General features: G+C 61.2%; 18 protein-coding genes. 12 read left to right on the plus strand and 6 right to left on the minus strand.

The annotated features are described in order from the left end of the window. The first annotated feature begins 24 nt into the window (after window positions 1-24). From BLV18_RS03410 to BLV18_RS03440, 7 genes are all read left to right on the plus strand, one after another. Complete coding sequence (locus tag BLV18_RS03410) at window positions 25-756, plus strand: response regulator (RefSeq protein WP_090356358.1); 732 nt, start codon at window positions 25-27, stop codon at window positions 754-756. A 22-nt stretch (window positions 757-778) separates the two neighbouring features. Continuing rightward, on the plus strand, window positions 779-2,185 hold the full coding sequence (locus BLV18_RS03415) for an ATP-binding protein (RefSeq protein ID WP_090361986.1): 1,407 nt from the start codon (window positions 779-781) through the stop codon (window positions 2,183-2,185). Window positions 2,186-2,352: 167 nt separating this feature from the next. Further along, window positions 2,353-3,639: an ABC transporter substrate-binding protein gene (locus BLV18_RS03420; protein WP_043186421.1), complete on the plus strand. Its 1,287-nt coding sequence runs from the start codon at window positions 2,353-2,355 to the stop codon at window positions 3,637-3,639. A 107-nt stretch (window positions 3,640-3,746) separates the two neighbouring features. After that, on the plus strand, window positions 3,747-4,655 hold the full coding sequence (locus BLV18_RS03425; RefSeq protein ID WP_049861849.1) for a carbohydrate ABC transporter permease: 909 nt from the start codon (window positions 3,747-3,749) through the stop codon (window positions 4,653-4,655). Continuing rightward, the gene (locus tag BLV18_RS03430) at window positions 4,648-5,493 is read left to right on the plus strand and encodes a carbohydrate ABC transporter permease (protein ID WP_090356360.1); all 846 of its coding nucleotides are present in this window, start codon (window positions 4,648-4,650) and stop codon (window positions 5,491-5,493) included. Before BLV18_RS03425 ends, BLV18_RS03430 begins: the two co-directional genes overlap by 8 nt. 2 nt (window positions 5,494-5,495) lie before the next feature. Then, window positions 5,496-6,656: an ABC transporter ATP-binding protein gene (locus tag BLV18_RS03435; protein ID WP_090356362.1), complete on the plus strand. Its 1,161-nt coding sequence runs from the start codon at window positions 5,496-5,498 to the stop codon at window positions 6,654-6,656. Window positions 6,657-6,785: 129 nt separating this feature from the next. Continuing rightward, the gene (locus BLV18_RS03440) at window positions 6,786-8,090 is read left to right on the plus strand and encodes a carbohydrate porin (protein ID WP_425272640.1); all 1,305 of its coding nucleotides are present in this window, start codon (window positions 6,786-6,788) and stop codon (window positions 8,088-8,090) included. Window positions 8,091-8,133: 43 nt separating this feature from the next. On the opposite strand, the gene BLV18_RS22310 is transcribed toward BLV18_RS03440, so the two are convergent. After that, complete coding sequence (locus tag BLV18_RS22310; protein ID WP_167375896.1) at window positions 8,134-8,289, minus strand: hypothetical protein; 156 nt, start codon at window positions 8,287-8,289, stop codon at window positions 8,134-8,136. Further along, entirely contained in the window at window positions 8,252-9,112 is an 861-nt protein-coding gene (gene hexR, locus BLV18_RS03445; protein ID WP_177327977.1) for a DNA-binding transcriptional regulator HexR, read from the minus strand. The genes BLV18_RS22310 and hexR overlap by 38 nt, the downstream gene beginning before the upstream one ends. Window positions 9,113-9,323: 211 nt before the next feature. Between hexR and zwf the strand changes: the two genes are divergently transcribed. From zwf to BLV18_RS03460, 3 genes are read left to right on the plus strand one after another with little or no spacing between them, the layout of a single operon-like run. After that, window positions 9,324-10,793 carry a glucose-6-phosphate dehydrogenase gene (gene zwf / locus BLV18_RS03450; RefSeq protein WP_090356368.1) on the plus strand — a complete coding sequence of 490 codons (1,470 nt, stop codon included), beginning with the start codon at window positions 9,324-9,326 and terminating at the stop codon, window positions 10,791-10,793. Continuing rightward, on the plus strand, window positions 10,780-11,493 hold the full coding sequence (gene pgl / locus BLV18_RS03455) for a 6-phosphogluconolactonase (protein ID WP_090356370.1): 714 nt from the start codon (window positions 10,780-10,782) through the stop codon (window positions 11,491-11,493). Before zwf ends, pgl begins: the two co-directional genes overlap by 14 nt. 17 nt (window positions 11,494-11,510) lie before the next feature. Further along, the gene (locus BLV18_RS03460) at window positions 11,511-12,176 is read left to right on the plus strand and encodes a bifunctional 4-hydroxy-2-oxoglutarate aldolase/2-dehydro-3-deoxy-phosphogluconate aldolase (protein ID WP_090356372.1); all 666 of its coding nucleotides are present in this window, start codon (window positions 11,511-11,513) and stop codon (window positions 12,174-12,176) included. Window positions 12,177-12,262: 86 nt separating this feature from the next. On the opposite strand, the gene BLV18_RS03465 is transcribed toward BLV18_RS03460, so the two are convergent. Further along, on the minus strand, window positions 12,263-12,505 hold the full coding sequence (locus BLV18_RS03465; RefSeq protein WP_090356375.1) for a DUF3820 family protein: 243 nt from the start codon (window positions 12,503-12,505) through the stop codon (window positions 12,263-12,265). A gap of 233 nt (window positions 12,506-12,738) precedes the next feature. Between BLV18_RS03465 and BLV18_RS03470 the strand changes: the two genes are divergently transcribed. Beyond that, window positions 12,739-13,197 carry a ferritin-like domain-containing protein gene (locus BLV18_RS03470; protein WP_049861857.1) on the plus strand — a complete coding sequence of 153 codons (459 nt, stop codon included), beginning with the start codon at window positions 12,739-12,741 and terminating at the stop codon, window positions 13,195-13,197. 57 nt (window positions 13,198-13,254) lie between these two features. On the opposite strand, the gene BLV18_RS03475 is transcribed toward BLV18_RS03470, so the two are convergent. Together BLV18_RS03475 and BLV18_RS03480 are read right to left on the minus strand one after the other, a co-directional pair. Further along, window positions 13,255-16,350 carry a multidrug efflux RND transporter permease subunit gene (locus tag BLV18_RS03475; RefSeq protein ID WP_090356377.1) on the minus strand — a complete coding sequence of 1,032 codons (3,096 nt, stop codon included), beginning with the start codon at window positions 16,348-16,350 and terminating at the stop codon, window positions 13,255-13,257. Further along, window positions 16,347-17,495, minus strand: a complete 1,149-nt coding sequence (locus tag BLV18_RS03480) for an efflux RND transporter periplasmic adaptor subunit (protein ID WP_090356380.1) — start codon at window positions 17,493-17,495, stop codon at window positions 16,347-16,349. Before BLV18_RS03480 ends, BLV18_RS03475 begins: the two co-directional genes overlap by 4 nt. 275 nt (window positions 17,496-17,770) lie before the next feature. Between BLV18_RS03480 and BLV18_RS03485 the strand changes: the two genes are divergently transcribed. Beyond that, window positions 17,771-18,061, plus strand: coding sequence for a hypothetical protein (locus BLV18_RS03485; protein WP_139211004.1), 291 nt, complete (start codon window positions 17,771-17,773; stop codon window positions 18,059-18,061). 2 nt (window positions 18,062-18,063) lie between these two features. Here the strand turns inward: BLV18_RS03485 and BLV18_RS03490 are convergent, their stop codons facing one another. After that, window positions 18,064-18,378 carry a hypothetical protein gene (locus BLV18_RS03490; RefSeq protein WP_090356384.1) on the minus strand — a complete coding sequence of 105 codons (315 nt, stop codon included), beginning with the start codon at window positions 18,376-18,378 and terminating at the stop codon, window positions 18,064-18,066. Window positions 18,379-18,425 lie beyond the last annotated feature (47 nt).

Raw genomic sequence — 18,425 nt, forward strand, 5'->3', positions numbered from 1 at the left:
GGCAATGACAACAAGGACGCCCACGTGAGCACTGTCGGCAAATCGATCCTGCTGGTCGATGACGATCAGGAAATCCGCGAACTGCTGGACACCTACCTGAGCCGCGCCGGCTTTGCCGTGCGCACCACTGCCGACGGCGCCGGCTTTCGCGAAGCCCTGAGCGCCGAGGTCGGCACCGACCTGGTAATTCTTGACGTCATGCTGCCCGATGAAGACGGCTTCAGCCTGTGCCGCTGGATCCGCCAGCATCCGCGCATGGCCCAAGTGCCGATCATCATGCTGACGGCCAGCTCCGATGAAGCGGACCGGGTAATCGGTCTCGAATTGGGCGCCGATGACTATCTGGGCAAACCGTTCAGCCCTCGCGAGCTGCAAGCGCGCATCAAGGCACTGCTGCGGCGCAGCCAGTTCGCCAGCGAGCGTAGCGAGCGCAGCGGCGAGGTGCTCGGCTTCGACGAGTGGCGGCTCGATACCGTGAGCCACCGGTTGTTTCACACCGATGGCGAGGAGGTGTTCCTGTCCGGTGCCGACTTCGCCCTGCTCAAGCTGTTCCTCGATCATCCCCAGCAGATTCTCGACCGCGACACCATCGGCAACGCCACACGCGGGCGCGAGCCGATGCCTCTGGACCGCATCGTCGACATGGCGGTGAGCCGTCTGCGCCAGCGCCTGCGCGACAACGACAAACCGCCCCGGTTGATCCGCACGGTGCGCGGTAGCGGCTACCTGCTGGCGGCCCACGTTGCGCCTGTTTAAACCACGCTCGCTGTTGGGCCGCATGCTCTTGCTGACCCTGCTGGCGGTGCTGCTGGCGCAGGGGTTGTCCAGCGTGATCTGGCTGTCACAGCTACGGGCCACCCAGCTCGAAGGACTGGTCACCAGCGCGCGCAGCCTGGCGCATTCGATGGCGGCCAGCGTCAGCTATTTCCGTTCGCTGCCACTGGCCTATCGGCCGCTGGTGCTGGATCAACTGCGCAGCATGGGCGGTACGCGCTTTTTCGTATCGCTCAATGACAAGCCCCTGGGCATGCAGTTGCTCGAACCAACCGCACGCAAGACCGCGGTGATCGAGGCGGTGTCTGCGGTGCTCAGAGCCCAACTGGGCAGCGACGTGGATATTTCGGTGACCTTCGTCAGCCCCGATGATCTGCGCATCTTCAACAGCGGCCTGAAGCTGGACGAACTGCCGCGTTCCTGGGCGCACTACGCCCTGACCCTGGAGCCGGTGAATCCACCGGTGCTGGTCACCCAGATTCGCCTGGGGCCGAGCGAATGGCTGTACATCGCTTCACTGTTGCCCGAACCCTACACGACCCTGGAAGAAGAGGGACTGCCGGCCCAGCAGATCTGGTTCATCGCCCTCACCAGCGGTTTCCTGTTGCTGTTCATCGGCGTGCTGGTGCACTGGCAGAGTCGTCCTCTCAAACGTCTGGCTCGAGCCGCACGCGAGTTGTCCTTGGGCGAGGTCAACAACCAGCCGCCCATGGACGGAGGCGGCAGCGAGGTGGTGGAAGTGGCGCGGGCGCTGAATGCCATGCGCGAGCGCATCAGCCGCTACCTGACCGAACGCAGCCAGCTGTTCAGCGCCATCTCCCATGACTTGCGCACGCCCATCACCCGTTTGCGGCTGCGCGTCGAACTGCTCGACGATCCCGCCCTGGAGGCCAAGTTCGGCCGCGACCTGGACGAGCTGGAATTGCTGGTCAAGGGCGCACTGCAATGCGTGAAAGACACCGACATCCACGAGAACATCGAGCGGGTCGATCTCGATCAGGTCCTCGACTGTCTGGTGGAACCTTATCTGGCGCCGCACGGCAATGGCCGTGTAACTCTGGAAGGCCAGGCGCGCCGACCCTACGCCGGCAAACCGCTGGCCATCAAGCGCTGCATCGGCAACCTGATCGACAACGCCCTGAAGTACGGTGACCGCGCGCACCTGTCCATCCACGACGATACGCAGGCCTTCGTGCTGTACGTGGACGATGAGGGCCCCGGTGTACCCGAGCAACGATTACAGAAGGTCTTCGAGCCGCACTTCCGCCTGGCCGGTACCCAGCAGGGCTATGGGCTAGGGCTGGGCATCGCGCGCAACATCGCCCACAGCCACGGTGGCGAGGTGACGTTGCAGAATCTTCCGGCCGGTGGCTTGCGGGTGACATTGGTCTTGCCGCGCAAGACGGTGTGAGCGGTCCGCGTGTTTCTGCACGCCGACTGGCCTGGCGATCATGAATGTCACCAGTCTGTGACATTTCCCTATCCCTTCGTTACCTGCACCCCACTTGGCGGTGTTTACACTCTCACGCAACGCAAGCATCAGACTTGCCTCTGCATAACAACAAAAAAGGAAGTCCCATGAACAAGCTCTCTCGCCTCGCCCTCGTCGTTTCCTTCGCCTCCCTGTTCCCGCTCAGTGCCATGGCTGCCGATTCCAAAGGTTCGGTGGAAGTGGTCCATTGGTGGACGTCAGGCGGTGAAAAAGCGGCGGTCGACGTGCTCAAGGCGCAAGTCGAGAAAGATGGCTTCACCTGGAAAGACGGGGCTGTAGCCGGTGGCGGCGGTTCGACTGCCATGACCGTGCTCAAGAGCCGCGCCGTGGCCGGCAACCCGCCTGGTGTAGCCCAGATCAAAGGCCCGGACATCCAGGAATGGGCGTCGACCGGCCTGCTCGACACCGACGTGCTGAAAGACGTGGCCAAGTCGGAAAAGTGGGACAGTCTGCTCGACAAGAAAGTCTCCGATACCGTGAAGTACGACGGTGATTACGTCGCTGTGCCGGTGAATATTCACCGCGTGAACTGGCTGTGGATCAACCCGGAAGTGTTCAAGAAAGCCGGTATCACCAAGAACCCGACCACTCTCGAAGAATTCTACGCCGCGGGCGACAAGCTCAAGGCTGCAGGTTTCATCCCTCTGGCCCATGGTGGTCAGCCTTGGCAGGACAGCACCGTGTTCGAAGCGGTAGTGCTTTCGGTCATGGGTGTCGATGGTTACAAAAAGGCCCTGGTGGACCTGGACAACGCCGCGCTGACTGGCCCGGAAATGGTCAAGGCGCTGACCGAGCTGAAGAAAGTCGCGACCTACATGGACGCCGACGGCAAAGGTCAGGACTGGAACCTGGAGGCGGCCAAAGTCATCAACGGCAAGGCCGGCATGCAGATCATGGGTGACTGGGCCAAGTCCGAATGGACCGCCGCCAAGAAAGTCGCTGGCAAGGACTATGAGTGCGTGGCCTTCCCGGGCACCGACAAGGCGTTCACCTACAACATCGACTCGCTGGCCGTGTTCAAGCAGAAGGACGCAGGCACTGCGGCCGGTCAGCAGGACATCGCCAAAGTCGTGCTGGGTGAGAACTTCCAGAAAGTCTTCAGCATCAACAAAGGCTCGATCCCGGTTCGCAACGACATGCTGAACAACATGGAACAACTTGGTTTCGATTCCTGCGCACAGACCGCTGCCAAGGACTTCCTGGCGGACGCCAAGTCCGGCGGCCTGCAACCGAGCATGGCGCACAACATGGCGACCACGCTGGCCGTGCAAGGCGCTTTCTTCGATGTCGTGACCAACTACATCAACGACCCGAAGGCCGATCCGGCCGACACTGCCAAGAAGCTCGGCGCAGCGGTCAAGTCTTCCAAATAAGCCGTAGCGGCAAGCTGCAAGCTGCAAGTCAGAGCACTGCCCTGCTTATCTTGCAGCTTGAAACTTGTAGCTAGTAGCTGCCCTTTTCTTTCTCGATGGATTTCCCCATGAGCTCTGTTGCTGCGTTCAGCAAAGCCTCGCCGTTCGATGCATTGCAACGCTGGCTGCCAAAACTGGTGCTGGCGCCGAGCATGTTCATCGTACTGGTGGGCTTCTATGGCTACATCCTGTGGACGTTCGTGCTGTCGTTCACCACGTCGACGTTCCTGCCGACCTACAAGTGGGCGGGCCTTGCGCAGTACGCGCGGTTGTTCGACAACGACCGCTGGTGGGTCGCGAGCAAGAACCTCGCCGTGTTCGGTGGCATGTTCATCGGCATCACGCTGGTGATCGGTGTGTTGCTGGCGGTGTTCCTTGACCAGCGCATCCGTCGCGAAGGCTTTATCCGCACCATTTATCTGTACCCGATGGCACTTTCGATGATCGTCACCGGTACCGCGTGGAAATGGCTGCTCAACCCGGGCATGGGCCTGGACAAATTGCTGCGTGACTGGGGCTGGGAAGGCTTCCGTCTCGACTGGCTGATCGACCCCGATCGCGTGGTCTACTGCCTTGTGATCGCGGCGGTGTGGCAAGCCTCGGGCTTTATCATGGCGATGTTCCTCGCTGGCCTGCGTGGTGTCGATCAATCGATCATTCGTGCCGCGCAGATCGATGGCGCGAGCATGCCGACGATCTACTGGAAAGTGGTGCTGCCCAGTCTGCGTCCGGTGTTCTTCAGTGCGGTGATGATTCTGGCGCACATCGCGATCAAGAGTTTCGACCTGGTCGCGGCGATGACCGCCGGTGGTCCGGGTTATTCCTCCGACCTGCCGGCGATGTTCATGTATTCCTTCACCTTCAGTCGCGGCCAGATGGGCATGGGCTCGGCCAGTGCGATTCTGATGCTCGGTGCGATCCTCGCGATCATCGTGCCTTACCTGTATTCCGAGCTGAGGACCAAGCGCAATGACTGATCTCGCAGCCAAACCCGCCATCAACCTGAGTCGCATCGCGATTTACGCGGTGCTGATCCTCGCCGTATTGCTTTATCTGGTGCCGCTGGTAGTCATGTTGCTGACCAGCTTCAAGACTCCGGAAGACATCAGCACCGGCAACCTGCTGAGCTGGCCGACCGTGGTCAGCGGCATCGGCTGGGTCAAGGCCTGGGCCACGGTTGACGGGTACTTCTGGAACTCGATCAAGATCACCGTACCGGCCGTGATCATCTCTACCGCCATCGGGGCACTGAACGGCTACGTGCTGTCGATGTGGCGCTTCCGCGGTTCGCAGTTGTTCTTCGGTCTGCTGTTGTTCGGCTGCTTCCTGCCGTTCCAGACGGTGCTGCTGCCGGCCTCGTTCACGCTCGGCAAGATCGGGCTGGCCAGCACTACCACCGGCCTGGTGCTTGTCCACGTGGTTTACGGTCTGGCGTTCACCACGCTGTTTTTCCGTAACTACTACGTGAGCATTCCCGACGCGCTGGTTAAAGCCGCACGTCTGGACGGCGCGGGTTTCTTCACGATTTTCCGCCGCATCATTCTGCCGATGTCGACGCCGATCATCATGGTGTGCCTGATCTGGCAATTCACCCAGATCTGGAACGACTTCCTGTTCGGTGTGGTGTTCTCCAGCGGTGATTCGCAACCGATCACGGTGGCGCTGAACAACCTGGTCAACACCAGCACCGGCGCCAAGGAATACAACGTGGACATGGCGGCGGCGATGATCGCCGGTTTGCCGACCCTGCTGGTCTATGTGGTCGCAGGCAAGTATTTCGTGCGCGGGCTGACAGCCGGCGCAGTCAAGGGGTAATCATGGCTACGCTCGAACTTCGCAACGTCAACAAGACCTACGGTCCCGGCCTGCCGGACACGCTGAAGAACATCGAACTGTCGATCAAGGACGGGGAGTTCCTGATCCTCGTCGGCCCGTCGGGGTGCGGCAAGTCGACCCTGATGAACTGCATCGCCGGTCTGGAAAGCATCACCGGCGGCGCGATCATGATTGGTGATCAGGACGTCAGTGGCATGAGCCCGAAGGATCGTGACATCGCCATGGTGTTCCAATCCTACGCGCTGTACCCGACCATGAGCGTGCGCGAGAACATCGAATTCGGCTTGAAGATCCGCAAGATGCCGCAGTCGGCGATCGACGAAGAAGTCGCGCGCGTGGCCAAGCTGCTGCAGATCGAACATCTGCTCAACCGCAAACCCGGTCAGCTCTCCGGTGGTCAGCAACAGCGTGTGGCGATGGGCCGTGCCCTGGCGCGTCGGCCGAAGATTTATCTGTTCGACGAACCGCTGTCCAACCTCGACGCCAAACTGCGCGTCGAGATGCGCACTGAAATGAAACTGATGCACCAGCGCCTGAAGACCACCACGGTCTACGTCACCCACGACCAGATCGAGGCCATGACCCTGGGCGACAAGGTGGCGGTCATGAAGGATGGGATCATCCAGCAGTTCGGTACGCCACAACAGATCTACAACGATCCGGCCAACCTGTTCGTGGCCAGCTTCATCGGCTCGCCGCCGATGAACTTCATCCCTCTGCGTCTGACGCGTCAGGACGGCCGTCTGGTGGCGTTGCTCGACAGCGGCCAGGCGCGCTGCGAGCTACCGCTGGGGGTCACCGACGCAGGGTTGGAAGATCGCGAGATTATCCTCGGTATTCGCCCCGAGCAGATCGCCCTGGCGAGCGAACAGAGCACGGGGTTGCCGGTGTTGCGCGCCGAAGTACAGATCACCGAGCCGACCGGGCCGGACACCCTGGTGTTCGTCACGGTGAACCAGACCAAGGTCTGCTGCCGACTGGCGCCGGATGATGCACCGACGCCAGGCGCGACCCTCAACCTGTTGCTGGACCCGAGCAAGGTCCTGCTTTTCGACGCGGCCAGTGGCGAGCGTCTCGGCACAACGCGCTCCGTGGAAGATGCTGCACCCTTGGGCAACGTGACCCAGTTCAAAGGACGCTGAATAGCGATACCGGCAGGCGGCCTGTCGCCTGTCATTGGCAAGACTGTACAACACGTCAATAACAATAAAAGAGGAAGCGGGATGAACAGCAGACTTATCAACAAACCCAGACTGATCGGCCAATTGTCGATGCTTGGCGCCTTGAGTCTGGCCGGTAGCGTGCACGCCGCCGGCGCCTTCACCGAAGAGTCGCCGTGGATGACCGGCGATTGGGGTGGAGCGCGTACCGAGTTGCTGGAAAAGGGGTACGATTTTTCGCTGGAGTATGTGGGGGAGGTTGGTAGCAACCTGAACGGTGGCTACAACGACGACACCACCGCACGCTACAGCGACCAGTTCGCCCTGGGCGTGAAGATGGATCTGGAAAAGATCCTGGGCTGGAACGACGCCGAGTTCAAGCTGGCCATTACCGAACGTAGCGGTCGCAACATTTCCAACGACCGGATCGGCGATCCGCGTGCCGGGACCTTGAGTTCCTCCCAGGAAGTCTGGGGCAGGGGGCAGACCTGGCGGCTGACGCAGATGTGGTACAAGCAGGGCTATTTCGACAACAAGCTCAACGTCAAGATCGGTCGATTCGGTCCGGGCGAGGAATTCAACAGCTTCCCGTGCGACTTCCAGAACCTGGCGTTCTGCGGTTCGCAGGTCGGCAACTGGGTGGGCAACATCTGGTACAACTGGCCGGTCAGCCAGTGGGCCTTGCGCATCAAGTACAACATCACGCCGGAAGTGTACGCGCAGGTGGGTGTGTTCGAGCAAAACCCTTCGTACCTGGAAACCGGCAACGGCTTCAAGCTCAGCGGTAGCGGCACCAAAGGCATGATCCTGCCGGTCGAACTGGTGTGGACGCCCAAGCTCAACGATCTGCCGGGCGAGTACCGTCTGGGCTACTACTACAGCACGGCCAAGGCCGACGACGTCTATGAAGACGGCAATGGCCAGGCGGCCGCCGTGTCCGGCGCCAGTTACAAGTCCCACAGCAGCAAGCATGGCGCCTGGATCGTGGCCCAGCAGCAGTTGACCAGCCATAACGGCAGCGCTGCCCGTGGTCTGAGCATCTTCGCCAACGCCACCGTGCACGACAAGGACACCAACTTCGTCGACAACTACCAGCAGATCGGCCTGACCTACATGGGGCCTTTCGACGCTCGGCCCAAGGATGACATCGGCGTGGGCATCGCCCGCATCCACGTCAACGACGACGTACGCAAGAATCGTCGCCTGGTCAACGATCTGAACAATGTCGACGACTACGACAACCCCACCTACCTGCCGATCCAGGAAACCGAATACAACGCCGAGATCTACTACGGGTTCCACGTCACCAACTGGCTGACCGTGCGGCCCAACGTGCAGTACATCAAGCACCCGGGCGGCGTGAATCAGGTGGACGATGCACTGGTGGCCGGCCTGAAGATCCAGTCCAAGTTCTGATTTGTGGTGTGCTCTTTACGGGTGACTTCGGTCGCCCGTTTTTTTACCCGGTGACGGGCTCACCGTAGGAGCGGTCATCGGCCGCGAAAGCCAGGGCACAGTCCATCTGCTTCACCGCAGCGCACTTTTCGCGGCCACTGGCCGCTCCTGCATATCCGTATTCAGTCCAGCCCATCCCCAGCCGGATAGCGGCTGACATTCAGGCTTTCCTTGATCTTCCTCAGGTGCGGCTGGAAATCCACGCCGCGTCGTAGCGTCATGCCCGTGGCCAGCACATCGAGCACGGTCAGTTGCACGATGCGCGAGGTCATCGGCATGTAAATATCCGTGTCTTCTGGCAGGGGTATGTTCAGACTGACACTGCTGGCCTTGGCCAGGGGCGAGCCCGCGGCGGTCAGGCCCAGCACCGAGGCGCCGTTTTCCCGCGCCAGGCGAGCCACTTCCACCAGTTCGCGGGTGCGCCCAGTGTAGGAAATGATCACGAACAGCTCACCGGTGTGGGCCACCGAGGCCAGCATTCGCTGCATGAGGACATCGGCATGCGCCGACACCGCCAGGTTGAAGCGGAAGAACTTGTGCTGCGCATCGAGCGCCACCGGCGCCGATGCGCCGAGGCCGAAGAAATGGATCTGCCGCGCCTGGATCAGCATGTCCACGGCGCGGCTGACCAAGGCCGGATCGAGTTGCTGGCAGGCGCTGTCCAACGAGGCAATGGCGCTGCCGAAAATCTTCTGGGTGTAGGCTGCAGGATCGTCGTCGGCTTCAACCGCGCGACTGACATAAGCCGCGCCGCTGGCCAGGCTCTGCGCCAGTTGCAGCTTCAGCTCAGGGTAGCCACTGACGCCGAAGGAGCGACAGAAGCGGTTCACCGTCGGCTCGCTGACCTTGGCGGCTTGCGCCAGGGCGGCAATACTGAAGCGGGTTGCCTGCTGCGGATTGAGCAGAATGATCTCGGCCACCTTGCGTTCGGCCTTGTTCAGCTCATCGAGGCGGCTCTGGATCTGTTCCAGAAGATTTCGCACACGGTCCATGGTATGTCCTTGGGTCTACTGCAGCCAGCGAGCATGTCTGGCCAGGCTGTCTTCACGGGTGGCTTATCCTACTGGTGGGCGCAGTGCGCCACCACCCGTATCTGTTTGAAGGGGCAAATGTTGTGGTTATTACTACATTCTGCCTTGAATCGCGCCCTGAAAAAGGGTATTTCTACGTCAACTTGATAGAAGAACAAACATCATGCCCTCAATGACCGCAGGATCATGCACCTTTGCCCTCTTTGGCGCCCTGGGCGACCTGGCATTGCGCAAGCTGTTTCCAGCGCTGTATCAACTCGATCGCGCGCAGTTGCTGCACGCCGATACCCGCATTCTCGCGTTGGCCCGTGAACCCGGTGACGAGGCCCACCACCTGGGTGTCATTGAGGCCGGACTGCGCAAATTCGTTTCCGAGGCGCAGCTGGAGCCTGAACCGCTGCAGCGTTTTCTGGCCCGTCTGAGCTACGTGCACGTGGACTTTCTGGACGCCGATACCTACGTTGCGCTGGCCGAGAAAGTCGGCAATGCCGAGCAATTGATCGCCTACTTCGCCACGCCGGCTGCCGTGTACGGCGCCATCTGCGAAAACCTGCACAAGGTCGGCCTGACCGAGCGCACCCGCGCCGTGCTGGAAAAGCCGATTGGCCACGACCTGGAATCCTCGCGCCGGGTCAACGACGCCGTGGCGCAGTACTTCCCGGAAAACCGGGTCTATCGAATCGACCACTACCTGGGCAAGGAGACGGTGCAGAACCTCATTGCCCTGCGCTTCGCCAACAGCCTGTTCGAAACCCAGTGGAACCAGAACTACATTTCCCACGTGGAAATCACCGTGGCGGAAAAGGTCGGTATCGAAGGGCGTTGGGGGTATTTCGACCAGGCCGGTCAGTTGCGCGACATGATCCAGAACCACCTGTTGCAGCTGCTGTGCCTGATCGCCATGGACCCACCGGCCGATCTGTCCGCCGACAGTATCCGCGACGAGAAAGTGAAGGTTCTCAAGGCGCTCGCACCGTTCACTGCCGATGGTCTGACCCAGCAAGTGGTACGGGGTCAGTACATCGCCGGTTACAGCGAAGGCCGGCCCGTGCCGGGGTATCTGGAAGAGGAAAACTCCAACACCCAGAGCGACACCGAAACGTTCGTCGCGCTGCGAGCCGACATTCGCAACTGGCGCTGGGCCGGCGTGCCGTTCTACCTGCGCACCGGCAAGCGCATGCCGCAGAAACTGTCGCAGATCGTCATCCACTTCAAAGAGCCGCCGCACTACATCTTCGCCCCCGAGCAGCGCCTGCAGATCAGCAACAAGCTGATCATCCGCCTGCAACCGGACGAAGGCATATCGCTGCGGGTGATGACCAAGGAACAAGGCCTGGACAAGGGCATGCAACTGCGCAGCGGGCCGTTGCAACTGAATTTCTCCGACACCTATCGCAGTGCGCGTATTCCAGATGCGTACGAGCGGTTGCTGCTGGAGGTCATGCAGGGCAATCAGAACCTGTTTGTCCGCAAAGATGAAATCGAATATGCGTGGACATGGTGCGATCAGCTGATCGCCGGCTGGAAGAAGTCCGGCGATGCCCCCAAGCCGTACGCGGCAGGTTCCTGGGGGCCGATGAGCTCGATTGCCCTGATCACACGCGATGGGAGATCCTGGTATGGCGATATCTGATTTACAGTTCCCCGAAGGGGTGAAGGTTCACGACTGCGTGAGCGCTCCCCTGATGGCCGAAGCCTTGGCCGGCACGGTGGCCGAACAATTGCGCGAGGCCATCGAACGTCAGAACGTGGCGACCCTGGTGGTTTCCGGCGGACGCAGTCCGGTAGCGTTCTTCGAATGCCTGGCGCGTCAGAGCCTGGACTGGTCGCGCGTGGTGATTTCCCTGGCCGACGAGCGCTGGGTGCCCATCGAGCACGCCGACAGCAACGCCGGTCTGCTCAAGCGCCACCTGTTGGTTGGCGCGGTGGAGCAGGCTCGTTTCGTCAGCTTGTACCAGACCACTTCCAGCCAGGAGGGGGCCGCTGCAGTGGCCGATGACCTGCTCGGCCAATTGCCGCCGATCGATGTGCTGGTACTGGGCATGGGTGATGACGGGCACACCGCGTCGTTGTTTCCCGACAGCCCCAACCTCCAACAGGCCCTGGCACTGGACAGCGAGCGTCGCTGCTGGCCGATGCTGGCGCCCAGCGTACCCCATCAACGCCTGAGCATGAGCCGCGCGCTGCTGGCCTCGGCCCGCTTCAAGGTGTTGTCGGTACAGGGCGAAAGCAAGTTGAGCACATTGCGCACCGCACTGGCCGGCGACGATGTCGCGCAGATGCCGATCCGCGCCTTCCTGCACTCCGCGTTGGATATCTACTGGTGTCACTGAATCAAGGAACTGCCGCAATGATCACCACCGAACAACAGCAACGCATGGTCGACAAGGTTGCCCAGATCGACGCCCTGGCGGCGCGTGCGCGAATCCTGCCCGTCATCACCATCGCGCGTGAAGAGGACATTCTGCCGCTCGCCGATGCGCTGGCGGCCGGCGGTCTGACCGTGCTGGAAGTGACCCTGCGTTCGGCACTCGGCCTGAAGGCCATTCAGGTGCTGCGCGAGCAACGCCCCGAACTGCTGGTGGGCGCAGGTACCGTACTGACTCGGGAAATGCTGGCCGCAACCGAGCAGGCCGGCTCTCAGTTCACCGTCACCCCCGGTGTGACCCAGGACATGCTCAAGGCCGGTGTGGAAAGCTCGCTGCCCTTGCTGCCGGGTATCAGCAGTCCGTCCGAATTGATGATGGGCTACGCGCTGGGGTATCGCCGCTTCAAGCTGTTCCCGGCCGAGGTGAGCGGTGGTGTTGCTGCCATCAAGGCGCTGGGCGGACCTTTCCCGGAAGTACGCTTCTGCCCGACCGGCGGCGTGGGTCCAGGCAACATCAACAGCTACATGGGGCAGTCCAACGTGATGTGCGTGGGCGGCTCGTGGATGCTCGACAGCAAATGGATTGAAAACCGCGATTGGGCACGCATTCAGGAGTGCAGCGCGCAAGCACTGGCTCTGCTCGATTGATCAGACTTCGTTAGGCGCTTCATGGCTGTCTTCAGTGCGCTTGGTCGGCGCACTTTTTTTTGCCTGGAACAAAGCCCTCACGGTGTCTACCGGCCATCGGCAATGCGCGGCTTGCCATGTTTGACACGCAGCGGATCGAGCAGGTCGGACAAACCGTTGTGATCGATTTCCTGCATGAGGGCCAGCAGACCACCCAGCTCTCCCTTGGGAAAGCCTTCGCGTGCGAACCAGTTCAGATAATGCCCTGGCAGATCGGCAATCACCCGGCCCTTGTACTTGCCGAAGGGCATTGCAAATGTCACCAGGGATTCGAGTTTTTCGGGGTTCATGGGCAGGTCTTCGCAACGAGTTTCGTTTCATGGACAGAGTGGCAAAGGTTACATGCATTCTGCACGAGCACATAATTCGTGATCATGCATAAAGAGGGCAGGGTCGGCTGCTGATTAATCGCAAGCTACTGATTTATAAGACGATAACCAATTACATCGATTTGGCACGAAGCCTGCTGTTGCTCATCCATCCCCAACCCGGTTTCCGATTTTTTCTCAGGAATTGAACAAAGATGAATGGTCCCACCAAAAGCGTGATTTCGATTCTTAACAATCTGATCGAAACCTGCAAAGACGGTCAGGAAGGCTTCAAGACGTGTGCCGAAGACATCAAGAACCCCGAGCTCAAGGCGCTGTTCACCAAGCACGCGCACGAATGCGCCGAGGCGGCGGGCGAGTTGCAAGCCGAAGTGATCGCCTTGGGGGGTACGCCTGAGGATTCCACCAGCCTGAGCGGCGACCTGCACCGCCGTTGGGTCGACGTCAAATCGATTTTTACCGGCAAGGATGAAGAAGCGGTCTTGAACGAAGCCGAGCGTGGCGAAGATGTGGCACTTGCAGCCTATAAAGACGCCTTGGCCCAGCCACTGCCCGCCCATGTCCATTCCATCATCGAGCGTCAGCAGCAGGGCGTGCAACGCAATCACGACGAGATCAAGGCGCTGCGCAATATCGCTCGCGCCCATAGCTGAGTAGGTTTGAGCAATAGAAGAACGCCCGCGTATCGGGCGTTTTTTTATGGGTAGTGTTCAGTGGCTGGCAGGCAGTGCGGGTGTCCGCGAACCGTCGGTGCGGTGAAACAGCCGCTCCAGTTGCAGATAGATCACCGGGGTGGTGAACAGCGTCAGCACCTGGCTGATGAGCAGGCCGCCCACCACCGCGATACCCAGCGGCTGGCGCAATTCCGCACCGGCGCCGTAGCCGAACATCAACGGCAACGCGCCCAGCAGTGCAGCCAGGGTGGTCATGATGATCGGGCGAAATCGCGTCAGGCAGGCTTTGTGTATCGCTTCGTGCGGGGGCAGTCCCTGGATGCGTTGCGCCTGCAGGGCGAAGTCGATCATCAGAATGCCGTTCTTCTTGACGATGCCGATCAGCAAGACCAGGCCGATCAAACCCATGATCGAGAAATCCTGTCCCCACAGCCATAGCAGCAACAAGGCACCGAGCCCGGCCGAAGGCAGGGTCGAGATGATCGTCAGGGGGTGGACGAAGCTTTCGTACAGCACGCCCAGGATGATATAGACCGCCACCAGGGCGGCCAGAATCAGCCAGGGTTGGCTGGCCAGCGAGCTTTGAAAGGCCTGGGCTGCGCCTTGGAAACTGCCGGTGATGGAAGCGGGCATGCCCAGTTCCGCCTCCGTGCGTTCGAGCAGCGCCACGGCTTCGCCCAACGCAACGCCTGGCGCCAGGTTGAAAGACAGGTTGGCAGCCGGAAACAGACCGTCGTGACTGATCGACAAGGGGCCCTGAGTGGGCGGCTCCACTCGGGCGACGGCCGAGAGCGGTACCATTTCACCGCTCAGCGCCGAGCGCAGATAGAAGTACTGCAGGCTCTGGGCCTTGCCGCGCTGATCCGCCTTGAGCTCCAGAATGACCTTGTACTGATTGGTCTCGGTCTGGAATTCGTTGATCTGGCGCTGACCGAACGCATCGTACAGCGCCTGATCGATGTCGCTGGTGGTCAGGCCGAAACGCGCTGCGGCCACGCGATCGATGCTGATCTGCGTCACGCTGCCACCCAACTGCAAGTCGTTGGACAGGTCGCGGAAGGCCGGATTGGCCCGCAGCCGCTCGGTCAGACGCTGGGTCCACAGGTTCAGGGTGGGCCCGTCATTGCTCTTGAGCACGTATTGGTACTGACTACGGCTGGGGCCGGCGCTGAGGTTGATGTCCTGCCCGGCGCGCAGGTACAGCACCACGCCCGGGACCTGCGCCAGTTGCGGCCGCAGGCGGTCGATGAACTCGCTGGCCGACACGTCTCGCTCGCCTTGGTTCTTCAAGCCGATCCAGAATCGTCCGGTGGCAATGGTCTGGTTGCTGCCTGTCACGCCGACAGCGTGGGAATAAGCCCGGACCGCCGGATCTGCGCCGACGATGCGGGCCAGAGCGAGGTGTTTTTCCTGCATGTCCTTATAGGAAATGTCCGCCGCCGCCTCGGTCGTACCCAGCACGAAACCGGTGTCCTGCACCGGGAAGAACCCTTTCGGGATGAGCACGTAGCCTGCGACTGAAAGGCCCACGGTCAGGGCGAACACGGCCAGGGTGATACGCTGGTGCGCCAGCGCGCGTATCAGCCCCTTGTCATACCAGTCCAGCAGACGCGCACCGAAATCGGCGCGCGTGGCGTGCGCGGGTCGGCGCATGAACAGCGCGCACAAGGTCGGTGCCAGGGTCAGGGAAACCACGACCGAAATCAGAATGGTCGAGGTCGCCGTCAAGGCAAACTCCTTGAACAGCCGCCCGACCACGCCCCCCATGAACAACAGCGGAATGAAGGCGGCAATCAGCGAAAAACTGATCGACACCACCGTGAAGCTGATTTCACTGGCACCCTTGATCGCCGCTTCGCGCATGCCATCGCCGGCTTCCAGATGGCGATGGATGTTCTCCACCACGACGATCGCGTCGTCGACCACGAAGCCGACGCTGATCACGATCGCCACCAGCGTCAGATTGTTCAGGCTGAAACCCATCAGGTACATGGCGGCGAATGTCGCGACCAGAGACACACCCAGCACGCTCGACACGATCAGCGTGGCTGACAGCTGGCGCAGGAACAGGGCCATGACCGCCACGACCAGCAACACGGCGATCAGCAGCGTCAGCTCGACTTCGTGCAGGGAAGCCCGAATGGTCTGGGTGCGGTCGTTGAGCACGGTGACGTCCACGGTCGCCGGCAGCATCTCCTGCAGGCGTGGCATGGCGGCGAGAATGCGGTCGACGGTGTCGACGATATTCGCGCCCGGCTGGCGGAAAATCGTCAGGTTCAACCCCGGTTGATCACCGGACCAGGATTGCACGTAGGCATTCTCCGCGCCCTGGATCACCGTGGCGACATCCTTGAGCTGCACCGGCGCACCGTCACGGTAGGCCACCACCAGCTGCGCGTATTCATCGGCTTCGAACAGTTGATCGTTGGTGGCCAGTGTCGACACGCTGGTGTCACCGTACAGAGCGCCCTTGGCCAGGTTCAAGCTGGTCTGCTGGATGGCGCCGCGCAGGTCGGCCAAGGTCAGCTCCAACGCAGCCAGGCGCTCGGGAGCCGCCTGCACACGAATCGCCGGGCGTTGCTGGCCAGTGATGTAGACCTGGCCGACGCCCTCGATCTGGCTCAGTTGCCGAGCCAGCAGCGTTTCGGTGTAGTCACTCAACACATGGGTGGGCATTTGCGCCGAGCTCACGCTGAGGATCAGCACCGGGCTGTCCCCCGGGTTGACCTTGCGCCAGGTTGGCAGGTTGGGCATGTCCTGCGGTAGACGTCCGGCCGCGGTATTGATCGCTGCCTGGACTTCTTGCGCGGCGGTGTCGATGCTTTTGCTGAGGCTGAATTGCAGGATCAGATTGGTCGAGCCCAGCGCGCTGCTGGAGGTCATCTGGGTCATGCCGGGGATGGCACTGAACTGCACTTCCAGAGGCGTGGCGACCGAAGACGCCATGGTCTGCGGACTGGCGCCGGGCAATTGAGCGTTCACCTGAATGGTCGGGAAATCCGCTTCGGGCAGCGGCGCAATTGCCAGCCGGGTAAAGGCCAGGCCACCGAGCAACACCAGGGCAAAGGTCAGCAGAACGGTGGCCACCGGGTGGTCGATGCACCAGGCGCTGACCGAGCGCCCGGTGCTCATGGCGCGGTCGCTGCGTTGCCCGTCGCCGGCTCGACAAGCTGTACTGGAGCGCCTGGCCTCAATCTTGACTGCCCGTCACTGACCAGCACGTCACCAGCCGCCACGCCTTCTATCAGGCTCTGCGTGGAGTTCTGGTAAAGCACCTGCACCGGAACCTGCTCGACCTTGGCGTCAGTCACACGGTAGACGTAATGGCCGTCGATCCCGCGCTGGACCACGGCCAATGGCACCACCAGGGCATTGCGCTCGACCCCGACCTGCAATCCGACACTCACCAGCTGACCTGGCCACAAAGTGTGTTTGCCGTTATGAAATTCGGCCTTGGCGCGAATGGTACCGGTGTTTGCCGCAATCTGGTTGTCGAGCAGGGTGAGGTGGCCTTCACCGACCTGCGTGCCCGTCTCGGTGTCGCCATTTATGTACGCGCGCACCACCGCTGGCTGCGGCTTGTCCAGCAGCGACTGCAGGGTGGCCAGTTCCTGCTGCGGCAGCGAGAACTCGACAGCGATGGGGTCGATCTGAGTCACCGTGAACAAGCCTTCGGCATCACTGACGCGCAGGAAATTGCCGGGATCCACGCGTCGAATCCCGACCCGACCGGTCACCGGCGAACGAATCTGGGTATAGGACAACTGCACTTGCGCCGCAGCGATGGCGGCCTTGTTGCCTTGCAGGGTTGCGGTGAGCTGGTCGAACAGGGCTTGCTGTTCGTCGAGCACCTGGCGGGAAATACCATTGTCACGGCTCAGGTCCTTGTACCGGCGCAGGTTGATCCCTGCCACTTGCAACTGCGCCTGGCTCTGACTGGCTTGCGCCTGAGCTTGAGCCAGGCTGGCGCGAATGGCGCGATCGTCGATGCTGGCGAGCGCATCCCCTTTGTTCACCCATTGGCCTTCTTTCACCGCGACCTGGTCAAGAATACCGTCGACCTGCGCGCGCACGGTCACGCTGTGCAATGAAAGCACCGAACCGATGCCGGTGAGGTAACGCGGAACATCGGCCTGCACCACGCTGACCACCCGCACCGGGATGGGCTGGGCCGGTGTTGGCTGGGTGGGTGAGGTGCGCTTGAACAGCCATGCCGCGACGACCACGACGACGAGCAGCAGACCTGCCACGAGCAGGGGGCGGATGGCTATGCGCATGCGGATCGGACACCGGCAGGGGGGAAGATCGGGCAGTTTGACCTTAGTCGCGCTGCCTTGCCAAGCCCAGGCCTGTGGGTGGTCGGCCCTAGGCAGCCGACGCCCATGGGGCTATTGCGGTTCGCCTAGGAAAAAATCGCTCAGATCCAGAGGCGTTTAACCGTTAGCCCCGTCGGGTTTTTCCTACAAGGTGTGCTGAATAGACCTATGGAACTGCCCAGTTGATCACCAGAGACTTCTTTCCTTACAACAAGTCGATAAATGAAGGAAGGCCAGTGATCGTTATGGACTGTGTGAAGTATGGCAAAGGATTGCTGCTGGCGAGTCTGATCCCCGTAATGCTGGCCTTGCTGTACGTCAGCACGTTGCCGGCGGCGATCAAGTGCTGCGCCTTTCAACTGGCCCTCGCCTTGGGCATGCTGTTGGTGTTATCGACACGCCAGCAATGGATCAGGGTGCTGGTGGTTGTTTCATTCATGCTCAAGTTCGCAGCGCTGGAAGCACTCGACGAGAAAGCCGGCAGCATGCCGTTTGTCAGCATCCTCTATGCATTCATTCTGCTTTGACGTTATTTGCCCTGTACCGAATCCCACTGAGTGACGAATGCCTTGCGGCTTTGCTTATGGTACAGACACAGCTCGGCGCCAGGCTGATTCTTCATGTGCGCCTGTGGATAACGGCCTTGGATGAGCACTGCGGTGTAACCCACGCGGTCTTCGAATTCGGCAGGCGCGCTGGCCACCCGGGCCTGTTTCAATGTGGTGGCTTTCAAGCAGCTGCTCGCGACGCGTTTGTCGTGTTCCGCCCAGGCTTGGTCGGTCGACGCCATCGCTTGAGTGGTGGCGCCGCCGAGCGCGAGCAAAAGGGTCAGGTAGGTTTTCATGGTCAGGGAGCCTCAGCGGTGTAAACGGGCACCCATTATGCCTGGGT

The organism is Pseudomonas coleopterorum (assembly GCF_900105555.1).
GTDB lineage: Bacteria > Pseudomonadota > Gammaproteobacteria > Pseudomonadales > Pseudomonadaceae > Aquipseudomonas > Aquipseudomonas coleopterorum.

Bases quoted from the DNA above. Each gene is read 5' to 3' on its own strand.
- BLV18_RS03470 (WP_049861857.1), top strand. From the start codon at position 12,739: ATGAATGGTCCCACCAAAAGCGTGATTTCGATTCTTAACAATCTGATC.
- BLV18_RS03415 (WP_090361986.1), top strand. From the start codon at position 779: ATGCTCTTGCTGACCCTGCTGGCGGTGCTGCTGGCGCAGGGGTTGTCC.
- pgl (WP_090356370.1), top strand. From the start codon at position 10,780: ATGGCGATATCTGATTTACAGTTCCCCGAAGGGGTGAAGGTTCACGAC.
- zwf (WP_090356368.1), top strand. From the start codon at position 9,324: ATGCCCTCAATGACCGCAGGATCATGCACCTTTGCCCTCTTTGGCGCC.
- BLV18_RS03475 (WP_090356377.1), bottom strand. From the start codon at position 16,350: ATGAGCACCGGGCGCTCGGTCAGCGCCTGGTGCATCGACCACCCGGTG.
- BLV18_RS03425 (WP_049861849.1), top strand. From the start codon at position 3,747: ATGAGCTCTGTTGCTGCGTTCAGCAAAGCCTCGCCGTTCGATGCATTG.
- BLV18_RS03430 (WP_090356360.1), top strand. From the start codon at position 4,648: ATGACTGATCTCGCAGCCAAACCCGCCATCAACCTGAGTCGCATCGCG.
- BLV18_RS03490 (WP_090356384.1), bottom strand. From the start codon at position 18,378: ATGAAAACCTACCTGACCCTTTTGCTCGCGCTCGGCGGCGCCACCACT.
- BLV18_RS03480 (WP_090356380.1), bottom strand. From the start codon at position 17,495: ATGCGCATAGCCATCCGCCCCCTGCTCGTGGCAGGTCTGCTGCTCGTC.
- BLV18_RS03435 (WP_090356362.1), top strand. From the start codon at position 5,496: ATGGCTACGCTCGAACTTCGCAACGTCAACAAGACCTACGGTCCCGGC.
- BLV18_RS03465 (WP_090356375.1), bottom strand. From the start codon at position 12,505: ATGAACCCCGAAAAACTCGAATCCCTGGTGACATTTGCAATGCCCTTC.
- BLV18_RS03440 (WP_425272640.1), top strand. From the start codon at position 6,786: ATGCTTGGCGCCTTGAGTCTGGCCGGTAGCGTGCACGCCGCCGGCGCC.
- BLV18_RS22310 (WP_167375896.1), bottom strand. From the start codon at position 8,289: ATGTCAGCCGCTATCCGGCTGGGGATGGGCTGGACTGAATACGGATAT.
- BLV18_RS03460 (WP_090356372.1), top strand. From the start codon at position 11,511: ATGATCACCACCGAACAACAGCAACGCATGGTCGACAAGGTTGCCCAG.
- BLV18_RS03420 (WP_043186421.1), top strand. From the start codon at position 2,353: ATGAACAAGCTCTCTCGCCTCGCCCTCGTCGTTTCCTTCGCCTCCCTG.